This is a genomic window from Sporosarcina sp. P1 (assembly GCF_002743155.1).
Taxonomy (GTDB): Bacteria; Bacillota; Bacilli; order Bacillales_A; family Planococcaceae; genus Sporosarcina; species Sporosarcina ureae_B.
The window spans coordinates 50,112-62,873 of sequence record NZ_PDYS01000011.1 but is presented as its reverse complement, the minus strand read 5'-3'; the positions used below and the strand labels follow the sequence as shown (position 1 = coordinate 62,873).

Annotated in this window: 15 protein-coding genes; 11 read left to right on the top strand and 4 right to left on the bottom strand. The window is 39.4% G+C overall.

The window, feature by feature from the left end:
- The first annotated feature begins 172 nt into the window (after nt 1-172).
- Nucleotides 173-487, top strand: a complete 315-nt coding sequence (locus tag CSV73_RS11600) for a hypothetical protein (protein ID WP_085131726.1) — start codon at nt 173-175, stop codon at nt 485-487.
- 212 nt (nt 488-699) lie between these two features.
- Here CSV73_RS11600 and CSV73_RS16740 read toward each other — a convergent pair whose 3' ends face one another.
- A complete protein-coding gene (locus CSV73_RS16740; protein WP_233202889.1) occupies nt 700-933 on the bottom strand; it encodes a cupin domain-containing protein in 234 nt (77 codons plus the stop codon).
- Nucleotides 934-1,534: 601 nt separating this feature from the next.
- On the opposite strand from CSV73_RS16740, the gene CSV73_RS16855 reads away from it, so the two are divergent.
- The 5 genes from CSV73_RS16855 (at nt 1,535) to CSV73_RS11590 (ending at nt 3,792) form a co-directional block, all read left to right on the top strand.
- Entirely contained in the window at nt 1,535-1,657 is a 123-nt protein-coding gene (locus CSV73_RS16855; protein ID WP_255397468.1) for a hypothetical protein, read from the top strand.
- A gap of 66 nt (nt 1,658-1,723) precedes the next feature.
- Nucleotides 1,724-1,846 (top strand): hypothetical protein, encoded by a 123-nt coding sequence (locus tag CSV73_RS16850; RefSeq protein ID WP_255397322.1) that lies wholly within the window; start codon nt 1,724-1,726, stop codon nt 1,844-1,846.
- Between the two features lie 535 nt (nt 1,847-2,381).
- Nucleotides 2,382-2,504, top strand: coding sequence for a hypothetical protein (locus tag CSV73_RS16845; protein WP_255397467.1), 123 nt, complete (start codon nt 2,382-2,384; stop codon nt 2,502-2,504).
- Nucleotides 2,505-2,557: 53 nt separating this feature from the next.
- Entirely contained in the window at nt 2,558-2,680 is a 123-nt protein-coding gene (locus tag CSV73_RS16840) for a hypothetical protein (protein WP_255397466.1), read from the top strand.
- 152 nt (nt 2,681-2,832) lie between these two features.
- Entirely contained in the window at nt 2,833-3,792 is a 960-nt protein-coding gene (locus CSV73_RS11590; protein ID WP_099627665.1) for a bile acid:sodium symporter family protein, read from the top strand.
- A gap of 48 nt (nt 3,793-3,840) precedes the next feature.
- On the opposite strand, the gene CSV73_RS11585 is transcribed toward CSV73_RS11590, so the two are convergent.
- On the bottom strand, nt 3,841-4,020 hold the full coding sequence (locus tag CSV73_RS11585) for a hypothetical protein (protein ID WP_099627664.1): 180 nt from the start codon (nt 4,018-4,020) through the stop codon (nt 3,841-3,843).
- A gap of 440 nt (nt 4,021-4,460) precedes the next feature.
- On the opposite strand from CSV73_RS11585, the gene CSV73_RS11580 reads away from it, so the two are divergent.
- The 4 genes from CSV73_RS11580 to CSV73_RS11565 all read left to right on the top strand — a co-directional run bounded on the left by CSV73_RS11580 (nt 4,461) and on the right by CSV73_RS11565 (nt 11,045).
- Nucleotides 4,461-5,972 carry a Na+/H+ antiporter NhaC family protein gene (locus CSV73_RS11580; protein WP_099627663.1) on the top strand — a complete coding sequence of 504 codons (1,512 nt, stop codon included), beginning with the start codon at nt 4,461-4,463 and terminating at the stop codon, nt 5,970-5,972.
- A gap of 132 nt (nt 5,973-6,104) precedes the next feature.
- Entirely contained in the window at nt 6,105-6,899 is a 795-nt protein-coding gene (locus CSV73_RS11575; RefSeq protein WP_099627662.1) for a VLRF1 family aeRF1-type release factor, read from the top strand.
- Nucleotides 6,900-7,180: 281 nt separating this feature from the next.
- Nucleotides 7,181-9,544, top strand: coding sequence for a penicillin acylase family protein (locus CSV73_RS11570; RefSeq protein WP_099627661.1), 2,364 nt, complete (start codon nt 7,181-7,183; stop codon nt 9,542-9,544).
- Between the two features lie 199 nt (nt 9,545-9,743).
- Entirely contained in the window at nt 9,744-11,045 is a 1,302-nt protein-coding gene (locus CSV73_RS11565; protein WP_099627660.1) for a purine/pyrimidine permease, read from the top strand.
- Nucleotides 11,046-11,078: 33 nt separating this feature from the next.
- On the opposite strand, the gene CSV73_RS16510 is transcribed toward CSV73_RS11565, so the two are convergent.
- Nucleotides 11,079-11,252, bottom strand: a complete 174-nt coding sequence (locus CSV73_RS16510; protein WP_157111230.1) for a hypothetical protein — start codon at nt 11,250-11,252, stop codon at nt 11,079-11,081.
- A 146-nt stretch (nt 11,253-11,398) separates the two neighbouring features.
- Between CSV73_RS16510 and CSV73_RS11560 the strand changes: the two genes are divergently transcribed.
- Nucleotides 11,399-11,953, top strand: coding sequence for a DJ-1/PfpI family protein (locus CSV73_RS11560; protein WP_085131718.1), 555 nt, complete (start codon nt 11,399-11,401; stop codon nt 11,951-11,953).
- Nucleotides 11,954-12,032: 79 nt separating this feature from the next.
- Here CSV73_RS11560 and CSV73_RS11555 read toward each other — a convergent pair whose 3' ends face one another.
- Nucleotides 12,033-12,656, bottom strand: a complete 624-nt coding sequence (locus CSV73_RS11555; RefSeq protein ID WP_158232349.1) for a Yip1 family protein — start codon at nt 12,654-12,656, stop codon at nt 12,033-12,035.
- Nucleotides 12,657-12,762: the final 106 nt, after the last annotated feature.

Sequence of the window (12,762 nt, the reverse complement as noted above, 5' to 3'; positions counted from 1 at the left end):
AGGTTGTTGAGAGGATTTTTGACCGTTTATGCTATCGTACTGTTATGTGAAATTCAAAATGTGCGATGCTGTATTTGAATAAATAATGAAAAAACGATTGAAGAAATATCGTAAATATCGACTTCATGTTACAATTACTGAATTAGTTAAGAATAGGAAGGAGGGTACTCAAATGGCATTAGGCATATTGGAGATCATGTATATAGTTTTAATAATCCTAGCAATAGGAATGCAAGTCGTATTATATAAAAGTAAAACCAATAACAGTATAATCATAATCAATATGTTATTTGGCCTGCTTTTATCCTACCTAGCGTTTACATCTTTTCCTACAAACTTTACAATTCAAAGGACTCTGGCCATCGTAATGGGGATTGTAGCTGTATTGGCAGTTGTTATGAAGTTTAGAAGTGAAGAGCTTGTGTTTTTAAGTAAAATTGCGTTCTCAATTTCTATCGTGGTTAGCTTAGCGTTGCTTTTTTTATAAAAATTCTTCTACTGTGAACAGAAAATGTCTATTCGCTTATGTGAAAGAGACAAAACAATAAATTGAAATTCAGCTGATCAGCTTACGACATTCGATGAATTTGTATTCTTATAAAGAAGGATGAATCGAATAGAAATGACAAAGACAAGGCACCGTGCAAATGGTTGCCTTGTCTTTTTATTTCAATCACAGCAACAGTGCATTTCATAATTCTAGATATATTTATTGTCAGCAGTATGTGAGGACTCCATTTCTTCTGCGATAGCCTTCGTTTCATGAATTGTACCGTGCGGATGATTTGGCGGTGCATAAGTGGAATACAATTTGATAGGAACAGTACTGGCGTTTAGTAAATTATGCCAAGTACCAGCTGGAATAATAATTTCATGATCTTGAACGTGTCGCTCGAAATCTACTTGATCTTTTCTACGTCCTATCTGAACCATACCCTGCTCTTCCTCAATCCAAATAAATTGATTGATATGTGGATGCATTTCCAAACCAATATCCTATCCCGGTGCAATACTCATAAGTGTGAGCTGCAAATGGTCACCTGTCCATAATACGGTGCGGAACGTTTTGTTGCTTCTTCGATATCAATCGTGAAAAGCATAGGACCATGATCTGTTCGACTACGGTGTGATAGTACAGATGAATATTCGGCTTGATTCATTGGTTGTAGAGGAAACAAGTGAAAACAAGGACATACATATACTGGCTGATCCCCACACACTAATATGAAATTAGAAACAGATGGATTGATCACGCTCATTCATTTCTTTATGTTTTCATCATAGTTTATGTCTTACATACTGTGCTGTGTTTAATTGAAAGTCATAGAGAAAAGAGAGTATACAGCTAAACCTATGGTGGTTAGAATTCACAAAGTGGTCATATGTAAGCGGTTCATGTTTGAATGAATTGTGAAAGTCTTCACAATATACCCAAATCGTTTACTAAGGATAGTATACTAAAGGTAACAAGAGAAGTTGGTCATGAATTCTCTTTTAAAGAATAAAAATACAACCAAAAAGGAGACTGAACAACATGTGGGTTATCACATTGTTCGAAACAGAAAAAGTACGGATCTTTGAATATGCAGAGAAAGCAGAAGCTACAACTGCCATGGAGATGTTCAATGAGTACGCTGTTTTATCCTATACAAAATAAAATCACTAAACATACACATAGCCAACAATACTGAATGATAAAAAAATCATAGGGAGGCTGAACAACGTGTGGGTAATAACTTTATTTGATCAAGCGAATGTACGAATCTTTGAATATGCTGAGAAGGTTGATGCAATGAACGCAATGAAGAACTTCAGCAAATATGCCGTCCTTTCGTACACTAAATAAGCAGTTAACACTTTAACCGTAGCGAACGTAGCTACGGTTTTTTTACATTTTAATTGAATTGAAATATGTATAATTGCAGATATAAGTTCGCAGCTCCTGTTGAAAGAAATAATTTTGTGTTGATAAAAAAATTAAGTATTACTTTAATAATATGCATAATTTATACGTGAGTACTAAGAAAACGTTTGCAGACACAACTTTGCCATATGTAAGCGTTTTGACTTTGAATGATTTGTGAAAAGCTTCACATATCGGTTTCTTTTGTTGTAGAACAGAGTATGATAAGAGTATCAAAAGAAATTGGTTAGCAGATTCCATTCAAGGAACTATGCTGCCAAACAAAAGGGAGACTACACAATATGTGGGTTATCACATTGTTTGACCAAGCAAACGTAAGGATCTTTGAATATGCTGAGAAGGTTGAAGCAACGAATGCAATGAAAAACTTTAACAATTACGCAGTCCTAACATACACATACTAAGCGTTAGTTTTTATATCGATACACGAATACAAATTAAAAGGAGACTGACAAACATGTGGGTAATTACATTATTTGATCAAGCAAACGTACGGATTTTTGAATACACTGAGAAGGCTGAAGCAACAAACGCAATGAAGAATTTTAGCAAATATGCAGTACTCTCTTACACAAACTAAGCTTTAGTTTCATAAACAGAACATCAATACAAATTGAAAGGAGACTGGAAACCATGTGGGTAATTACATTATTTGATCAAGCAAATGTACGGATTTTTGAGTATGCTGAGAAAGCAGAAGCGACTGATGCAATGAAGAACTTTAGTAAATACGCCGTTCTTTCATACACAAAATAATTTTACGAAAACATAACCGTAGCCATTCAGCGCTACGGTTTTTTTATGCACCCATACTATTTATTAGCTAAAACATTGATTCTCACATAATCTACTATGCTAGAATACGACTATATCAACGATGACGTCAGGCTAGTAAAGAAGGGAATTATATGTTTAGTAGTTTGAATATCTTTTTACAACGATGGATTGCCATCTTAACGCCTCTTAGCTTAGTGTTCGGTGTATTGTTTCATCAGGTAGGGGAGCAGTTATTATTTATCGTCTCTTGGTTGTTTGCGTTTATGACGTTCGTAGGCAGTCTAGGTATGAATGTCAAAGAAGTGCGTATGGTAAGGAAGTATCCCGCCGTAGTACTCGCAAGTATCACCTTTCTGCATATAGTAATGCCTGCGTGGGCTTACTTTTTATCCATAATCTTTTTTGATAACCATTTATTAACGGTAGGATTTGTGTTGGCGGTAGCTATTCCAACAGGTGTTACGAGTGTGATTTGGGTAACGATCTCGAAAGGTAATCTACCTTTATGCTTATCTATTATATTAATTGATACATTACTAGCACCCATCATTTTACCAGCTATTCTATATTTCGTCGTAGGAGAAAGTGTAACAATTGATACGATGTCACTGATACTTAATTTACTTTGGATGATTGTACTACCAACCATACTAGGTATCACGTTAAATGAACTATCAAAGGGAAGCGTTCAGAAGAAATGGGGACCTCGTTTAGCTCCATTCTCTAAACTAAGTCTGTTTGCGATTATAGCGATCAATAGTAGTGCGGTAGCGCCTTATGTTCAGAAGGTTTCTTTTGAACTTGCCGGCGTTATTGCCCTAGTACTGTTCATAGCGTTAACGGGCTATGCAAGTGCTTTATGGATCGGGCATGTACTATGGAAAGATCCAGTGATTGCTACTACATTCATGTTTGTGGGAGGCATGCGAAATATTGCAACAGGTGTTGTCATCGCGACAACGTTCTTCCCAGCGAAAGTCGTCATGCCGATTGTTTTCGGTATGCTATTCCAGCAAGTACTTGCCTCTGTATACAATAAGGTAGCGAACTGGTATGGAAGACGTTATTTCGGGATCAATGAAGGGGTATAAAATAAAACAACTGCCGTTATTCTGAATAACAGAACACGGCAGTTATTTTTATTTTTTCTTCTTCTTATTTTTCGGCCTAGATCCAAACTCTGCAGAAAATTCTTCTGCTGAATGCCCCTCGGGATGTTGATTATTACTGTTACTCGCTTCTTTGTTTTTATTTTCATACGTATTCAACGGATTGTGTGTCCGTTCATTCATGGTTTTTTTATTATTTTTATTCGTCATGTTCGTCCACCTCCTACCGACTAGATTGGGCAAAATTCGAAATTTCATACGACAATTGACGATATCAAAAGAAGTCTAAAAAATATTATCGTGACTAAAAAGAGATGGAACGATAAGTATGAACAATCTAAACAACTAGACATACGAAATGAGCAGAACGAACAAGCATTGATTGCGATCCACGATGCAGCTGAAAAAGGAGACTAAGGAAGTACTAGGTGTTCTAGATGAACTAGGACAAGTAGGTAAGCAAATCGCTTTTATTTATGAATTACATGATGCATAGCAAATAACTTTGTTGTTTTCCTCTTCAGAAAGACAGCACCAAACTGGGCGTTTTTGATAAAGCATTGCTATCTATGGCCCCATTATTTATAATGAAATAGTCTGTAAATTGTATGTGTATGCAGGCTACTACATAATTTAAGGAGAAAATATTTATGGACCATATGGGAATACTTTCGCTTATACCACCGATAGTCGCGGTTGTCTTAGCGATCATCTCGAAGAATGTCATCATTGCTTTATTCTCAGGTGTCTTTATTGGTGTGCTTCTCCTCGTTGGCGGTAATCCGCTAACCGCTACTACTTCTACGATAGGAGATTATATATTTCCTCAATTAACTGACGGTTATAATGCAGCTGTATTAGTTCTTCTATTTTTTATTGGAGGATTTGTGGCGCTAATGGAAAAATCCGGTGGCGGTGCAGCACTTGCCACATCTTCAGCAAAGTTTTTTACTACTCGGGCTAGAGCGCAACTGGGCGCATGGTTCGGTGGGATTATTATCTTCTTTTCAGACTTGGGAACACCTTTGATTGTGGGGCCGGTTTTTGAAAAGATTTTTGATAAAGCCAAGATTTCACGTGAAAAACTTGCGTGGATTATTGATTCTACTTCTTCACCGGTAGCAGTTTTAATTCCGTTTATTGGGTGGGGCGTTTATATTATGGGATTAATTCGCGCGGAATTCGACAAGCTTAATATTACTGATTCTGAATTCAGTACACTTGTTGCAGTGATCCCATTTCAATTCTATGCCATATTAGCTGTTCTTTTAGTCCCGGTGATAGCCTTAACGAAACTCGATTTTGGACCGATGGCGAAAGCAGAGCAGCGCGTACGTGAAACAGGTCAGTTATATTGGGCTGAATCAAAGCCTTTGCGTAAACCGGAAGTTACCAATGAATATACGACTGGGAGCCGCGCAATCTTAGTGTGGCTACCACTACTAGTTCTATTTATTACTTTATTCGGTTTGCTTGTTTCTTACGGATTTCCGTTCGAACCGGTACCAGGTGGAGATTTCCGTGTGTCACTTAGTACGGCCTATTTATTTGCCGCCATCACAATTGTATTGCTGATGCTGATTTTTAAAGTCAAAAAGTTTGGCGAAACTGTTGATATTTATACAACGGGCATGCAAAAAATGGTCTATGTCGCGACAACGCTTGTGCTAGCATGGGCACTTGGCCAAGTCATTGGTGAAATGGGTACGGCAAATTATATCGTAGAAATGATGAAAGGAAATATTCCAGCCTTTATCATACCTGCAATATTATTTGTTGTAGGTGCCATCATGGCAATTGCATCTGGTACTTCATGGGGTACATTTGCCATCATGCTTCCGATTGCTATTCCAATGGCAGTTGCATTAGATGCACATCTGCTCGTTTGTATTGGAGCAGTGTTATCAGGAGGGATTTTTGGAGATCACTGTTCTCCGATTTCCGACACAACCATCTTATCCTCAACCGGTGCTGGCGCAGACCACATCGATCACGTTAAAACACAATTCCCTTATGCTTTATTGAATGCTGTTGCTGCATTCATTGGATTTGTAGTAGCAGGGATAACAGGTAGTGTATATACAATTTTCTTATCGGTTGCGATTATTATTGTTGTAGCATGGATATTATCCAGGAGACAGGAAAAAAGTTTAACTAGTTAAATAGTAAAGGCAGTGTATTACTCGTGTGAGGATGCACTGCTTTTCTACTTGAAAAAATTCACAGCTCTAATTACCTTGTAATATTCATTTCAGCGGGCATACTACAGTTGAGGGAATAAGGAGGATGATTGGATGAGTATTAGCGAAGAATTGAAAAAGTTGAAAGCATTTCACTGTGATGATCGATGTGTGCTATCAGTATACTTAAACACGAATCCTGCAGATCCTGAACAACAACAAGCTGCATGGAGAATTCATTTGAAATCTGGTTTGAAAAGGCTTGATGAATATCTTGTCGCATCCGGAGATGAAAAAGAATTGACTGCATTTCGTTCATTGAAAGACCGTGTGATGAAGGAAATTGAAGATAAGCAAAATGATTTGGCGAAAGGTGCTATCATTTTTGCAGCAGCAGATCCTGAAATTTGGTCTGTTCATTATGTTCAAGTGGCAGTCAAGACGAGTTTCCATTGGGAAAACCAAGCGATGACGAATGAATTGGAGTATATGTTACAAGCATATCCAGAAGCGGGAATTATACTCCCGAGTTACAGTAATGTCCGGATTTTGGATACAGCAATGGGGAGAGTCCATGACGAAACAGTGTATGAATTTGATTCGGGTCTCGATGTCTGGAAAGAACAAAAAGACATCAAGTCTTCCATACAGCGGGGAGTAGGAGGACATACAGACGGATTTGATCAGCGATTGAAAGAAAATCTGGATCGTTTTTATAAAGACATGGGCTCTGTTGTCGGTAATATGAAAAAGAAGCGTGGATGGAAAGAAGTGCATGTGGCGGGGGAAGCGGAATTGGCCAAAAGCTTCGCGTCCATCTTACGCGAAAAGCCCGAGAGCTGTATTCATAAAAACTTTGGAAAATCAAACAATAATCACGTCATCCAAAAGATTTTCGAATCCCGTTGAGTAGACTAAAAAGAGGATGTCCCAGAAGTCAATGACTTTTAGGGACATTCTTTTTTGTGGTTTTATGATTTTAGGCATAATAGAAGCTGTTAGTGAGAAGGAGAGGGAAAGTTCCAGTTTAGATCTGCATTTTCGGGGGAGTACGTCTATGTAGTTCAAAATGTAACCCCAAAATCTTTCCAATTTATCAATATCATTTTATATCCTTACATTACAGAATAATAACTAAAGTAATTTTAGAATATTAATAGTATACTAAGTTCTAAAGAGGGGGGAATAATATGGGGAGAGGTAGAAAAATTACGCTGTGGGCGCTTAGTATACTATCTATTATAGCAGTGCTTGTCGCTATATTTGCAAACGCTTACATCCTGAAGTCAAAACCGCTTGAAGCAGGAGAGCACCAAGTCTCATTCATTGAGCAAGAAGTAGTCATTACACGGGATCAAAATGGAGTCCCACATATCAACGCTGCTTCGGATGAAGATCTGTACCGAGCGCAAGGTTATGTGCAAGCGCAAGACCGTTTATTCCAAATGGACTTAGCACGCAGACAGGCGAGTGGTCGTCTGGCAGAAGTCATCGGGGATAAGGCTGTCGATACGGATAAGTTATTTCGTACGTTTAGTTTGCGAAATGCTGCGGAAGCTTCATATGAAGGATATGGAGAACATGCAAAAGCGGTGCTTGGCTGGTATGCAGAAGGGGTCAACGCATTCATTGAGGAAGCTACATCTGAAAAGAAACTGTCCTATGAATTTGCACTTCTTGGATATGAGCCTGAAGAGTGGACACCGGTCGATTCATTAACGATCGGGAAGTATATGGCGTATGACTTAGGTGGAAGATGGCAACCGCAAGCATTCCGCCACTGGGCGATTAATGCATTTCCAAAAGAGAAAGTGAAGGATTTATTCCTGACGTATCCCGAAAATGCAGAATCTATCATGACAGCTAATAAAGAACATAACGTAGAGGTGGCGGGACGTTTTCTACCGGAACTTTCACCACCTGAATTCAATGGTAGTAACAACTGGGTAGTATCAGGAGAAAAGACGGCTTCCGGTAAACCATTACTAGCTGATGATCCGCATTTAGGACTCAGTACACCGTCAATTTGGTATCAGATGCATTTACAATCTCCAGAGCAAAATGTTGAAGGAGTAATCTTTGCAGGCATACCAGGAATCATTTTAGGAAATAATGAAGATATTGCCTGGGGTGTGACGAACGTTGGACCGGATGTGCAAGATCTTTATATTGAAGTTCCGCATCCAAGTGAAAAAGCCCTTTTCCTTTATGATGGCAAGTGGGAACAGGCAGAAGTGCGAAATGAGACAATTAAAGTAAAAGGGGCCGAAGATGTTCCATATGAAGTAATTGTCACAAAACACGGTCCGATTATTTCAGATGTGATGTATAAAAAAGAAAATCCCGATGCATTATTCTCTATGCAGTGGACGGCACTCGAACCCACACTTGAACTCGAAGCGATTATGGAGATGAATAAATCATCAGATTGGGAAAGCTTCGAGAAGGCATTAGAGAAGTTTCACGCCCCGGCACAGAATTTCGTCTTTGCTTCGACGGACGGCACAATCGCGTATAAAGCGAATGGTCGCATTCCCATTCGTAAACAAGGTGACGCACAATTGGCAGTGCCAGGAGATTCTTCCGACTACGGTTGGGAAGGCTATATTCCATATGATGAGCTACCACGTGTCGTGAATCCTAAAGAAGGTTTTATCGCAACAGCTAATAATGAAGTGGTGGATGAAAAGTATCCATATCACATCACGAAGTTCTGGGCGCAACCATACCGCTTCGAACGGATTGCGGAAGTGTTGCGGGAAGGAGATAATTTCACGGTGGATGACATGATGAAACTGCAAATGGATCAAAAAAACCTCTACGCAGCTGAATTCCTTGATTCCATGATTAAATCAGTAGAGAACAAAGACCAATCCGGTGACTTTAAAGAAGTATTGAATACGTTGAAGCAATGGGATCAAGTCGATTCAAAAGATAGCAGTGCTCCACTAGTTTTTCATAAGTGGATGAAACAACTGCAAATTGATATGTTCCGCGATGAAATGCCGGCAGATGTCTATGAACTAATGCCAGGCAAAAACCAAATTACAGACGAACTTCTACGTAAAGGCTATAGCGGAGAAGAAAGTGTCTGGTTAGATGAGAAACAAGGCATCGATCAATGGGTGTATGATTCATTCAGTAATGCAATGAAAAAAATCGCCAATGACTATGGGGACAAACAACAAAAATGGTCATGGGGCGACTATCATCAACTGACATTCCCTCACCCACTTGCAAGCGCATCCCCCCTATTCGCAAAACTATTAAATCCTGAAAAACAACCGATTGGCGGATCCAATATCACAGTACAAGCCGCTGCCTTCAAAGACGACGGCTCCGTCAACCACGGTGCATCATGGCGTTTCGTTGCCGACCTAGATGATTTGTCCAAAACCTATCATGTCGTCGGACCTGGTCAAAGCGGACATCTGAAATCCAAATGGTTCCACGATCAAGCAGAAGACTGGGCAAAAGGCCGATACCACGAAACACTCATGACACAAGAAATCCCTGACGGCCGTGTACTTACGTTGCAACCGTCGGGTAAATAACGGAAAGTGGATTATTAGCTAATTATGTAGTGTAAGGCTGAAGACAAACTCCTGAATTAGGGGGGTCTTTAGTCTTTTTTTCATTTTAATTTTGCATCAAAACTAAAATGGAAGAAGCGACAATATATGATGAAAAAATTACTCACATGGTATACTATATGAATTCTAATTCGCACGGCACTATTGGAGGAATCGTCTAATGAAACATCTAGCAGGCGGCATACAATGGACCGTCTTTCTCATCGCATCATCTATTGCAGCCCCCATAGCCATCGCGCACGCCTTCGGTATGGACCCAGTAGCGACATCGCTATTTATGCAAAGAACGATATTCGTCCTTGGCGTTGCCAGTCTGATCCAGGCATTCTTTGGACATAAAATGCCAATCAACGAAGGGCCCGCAGGCTTATGGTGGGGAATTTATGTGGTCTATGCCGGAATGGTTGGCATTTTTTATACAACGTCAACAGACGCCTTGCAAGCATTGCAAAGTGGGATGTTGTACAGTGGTGTCCTATTCATTATTCTCGCAGCCACGGGAATCATCACAAAAATGAAAGTGCTCTTCACGCCAGCGATCACGTTCACTTATTTAATGTTGCTGATCCTACAATTAAGCGGAACCTTCATGAAAGGAATGATGGGAGTAGAAGAAGTAGGAGACCATCTCGATCCAGTCATTTTCCTTGGAAGTGTCATGGTTTTATTCATCACGTTTATTGCGATGGCTAATAAACGCCCGTTCATATCTAAATATGCGATATTGATCTCCATTACACTTGGCTGGGGGATTTTCTTAATGTTAGGAAAAACACCAACCATCGCAAACGTGTCCGAACAGATAATCCAACTACCGAAAATGTTTGTCTATGGAAAACCTGTGTGGGATAGTGGTGTTCTCGTTACAGCGATCTTCATCACATTATTGTTAGTAGCGAATATGCTCGCGTCTATCCGTGTCATGGAACATTTATTGAAGGAGTCTTTCCAAATCAAAGCGCCAGATCGATTACGCCAAGGAGCATTTGCTTCAGGATTCATCCATCTGATCGCAGGGGCTTTTTCTGCCATTGGATCCGTACCGATTTCAGGATCTGCCGGGTTTGTCGGCACGACACGTATGGCGTCTATAAAACCATTTATTATTGGGAGTACACTATTAGTATTCATTACACTGTTTCCAAGTATCATGGCAATATTTGCAGCTTTACCAGCGTCCGTTGCATACGCTGTAACTTTCGCCATCTTTACGAAAATGGTATCAATGGCATTCAATGAACTCGATGCTGATCCGGAAAAAGAACGCGCGCGACAAGCCGTAGCATTTGGTTTGATGGTAGGTGTAGGTACTATGTTCGTACCAGCAGAAAGTCTTTCTCAACTCCCTGCTGTTGTAGCTTCAACATTATCTAACGGATTAATTACAGGAACGATCCTCGCAATCATTATTGAGCAATATATGATACGCAGAAGACAAAGGAATATGTCTAGTAAGATGTAAAAAAGCCCACAATTACACTGGGCTTTTTACGAATTATTTTCTTTTATCCTCCGTTGTGCGATAGACTTCTTTCAACGCATCCCGATACTCTTTACCGCTTGCATTTTCTCGAGCGCGTGAAGCTTCTTCGGCAGTTGCCTCAAACTCCATTCCCATCTCCTCATTGATCGTTCCTTTATGAAACAAATGACGTATATCTTTATCCATAGAAATCCCTCCTCGTCATAATATGGTTTAATTCGAGATAACCATACATAAAGAAGAGAATTTCATGGAAAGAAAGAGGGTTCATTATCAAATTGTCGAATGAAGTAAAGGAGTAAGACAATTCAGAGTAGGGAGTGGATTTGTATATGAGTAAAAAAGTATTGATTCTCGGCGGCGATGCCGTAGAAGCATTGGAAATTTTCTATCCGTACTACCGTTGTTTGGAAGAAGGATTCGACACAACTATTGCTTCGCCATCAGTAAAGAAATTATATACTGTTACCCATGATTTCATCGATGGAATGGAAACGTATGTTGAAAAGCCAGCGTATGGTTTGGATTCACATATTGCCTTCAAAGATGTCAATCCCGCAGACTATGATGCCCTCATTATTCCAGGTGGACGTGCACCGGAGTATATCCGGCTAGACGAATCATTACCAGCCATTGTCCGCCATTTCTTTGAAGAGAATAAACCTGTGGCGGTAGTTTGCCATGCTGCACAGGTGTTATCTGTCATTCCGGATCTAATGAAAGGCAGAGAGTATACAGCATATATCGCATGTAAGCCGGATGTTACAGCAACTGGTGCCACATATATCGAAAAAGATCTTCATACAGAAGGAAATCTAGTATCAGGACATGCTTGGCCAGATCTTCCAGGCTTAATGAAAGAATTTATGAAAATGGTCAATAAATAAAACGCAAAGCTCATTAGGCTTTGCGTCAGACTGAAGACGTTTCCAGAAGTGGAATCGCCTTCAGTTTTTTATTTTGAATTTAGGAAGCAAGTAGAACAAATACTAAAAAGATGATAAAAGGAATCATTAATACTAAAAATAAACCGGTAACAATCATAATCGTACCAAATCCGCGCCATGAAGAAAAGTGATGGACAACCCCAATACCTTTAGATAAAATCACAGTACCGAAAATACCTAACGCTAGTGTGAGTAAGTTGGTAAACAATAATACAATAGATAATGTTCCAAATACATCGTGATCTACACTATTCATCGTATCCACAAATAAGTTCTTACCGAAGATAATAACAAGTAGCAAATTAATCGGCATCATCCAAATCATCGGAATGGAAGCGATCGGCGACATTTGCACCATGTCTTTGAAATTCCCTTTACCTCCAAGCCATTTCCCTACCCAAGTGTATAGAGCAGAACTGATAAACACGCTGATAATAGTTCCGATGAACGACGACACGATACTAAGCATGATAATTACAGGTAATGAAAGGTCAGGTAAGATATCCGTCTCAGCAAAGGATGTCATACCGACGCTGACTGAAACAAGGAACAAGATGAAAAAACTATAACTCCATGTTTTGTATTCGAGAACATAACGAATGGTTTGCTTAGGTTGTGTCCATATTGAAACGAGTGGGTTCAAAAGAAAACCTCCTTTATTTATAGTCTACTATACGTTCAAGAGCTACCATATGTTTCATAAAGTTGGTTTAAAATCCTTGGACATTAAAAATCAGTATAAATTTGCT

Coding starts and splice junctions, on each gene's coding strand:
- CSV73_RS11600 (WP_085131726.1), top strand. CDS start 173: ATGGCATTAGGCATATTGGAGATCATGTATATAGTTTTAATAATCCTA.
- CSV73_RS16740 (WP_233202889.1), bottom strand. CDS start 933: ATGGTTCAGATAGGACGTAGAAAAGATCAAGTAGATTTCGAGCGACAC.
- CSV73_RS16855 (WP_255397468.1), top strand. CDS start 1,535: ATGTGGGTTATCACATTGTTCGAAACAGAAAAAGTACGGATCTTTGAA.
- CSV73_RS16845 (WP_255397467.1), top strand. CDS start 2,382: ATGTGGGTAATTACATTATTTGATCAAGCAAACGTACGGATTTTTGAA.
- CSV73_RS16840 (WP_255397466.1), top strand. CDS start 2,558: ATGTGGGTAATTACATTATTTGATCAAGCAAATGTACGGATTTTTGAG.
- CSV73_RS11590 (WP_099627665.1), top strand. CDS start 2,833: ATGTTTAGTAGTTTGAATATCTTTTTACAACGATGGATTGCCATCTTA.
- CSV73_RS11585 (WP_099627664.1), bottom strand. CDS start 4,020: ATGACGAATAAAAATAATAAAAAAACCATGAATGAACGGACACACAAT.
- CSV73_RS11580 (WP_099627663.1), top strand. CDS start 4,461: ATGGACCATATGGGAATACTTTCGCTTATACCACCGATAGTCGCGGTT.
- CSV73_RS11575 (WP_099627662.1), top strand. CDS start 6,105: ATGAGTATTAGCGAAGAATTGAAAAAGTTGAAAGCATTTCACTGTGAT.
- CSV73_RS11570 (WP_099627661.1), top strand. CDS start 7,181: ATGGGGAGAGGTAGAAAAATTACGCTGTGGGCGCTTAGTATACTATCT.
- CSV73_RS11565 (WP_099627660.1), top strand. CDS start 9,744: ATGAAACATCTAGCAGGCGGCATACAATGGACCGTCTTTCTCATCGCA.
- CSV73_RS16510 (WP_157111230.1), bottom strand. CDS start 11,252: ATGGATAAAGATATACGTCATTTGTTTCATAAAGGAACGATCAATGAG.
- CSV73_RS11560 (WP_085131718.1), top strand. CDS start 11,399: ATGAGTAAAAAAGTATTGATTCTCGGCGGCGATGCCGTAGAAGCATTG.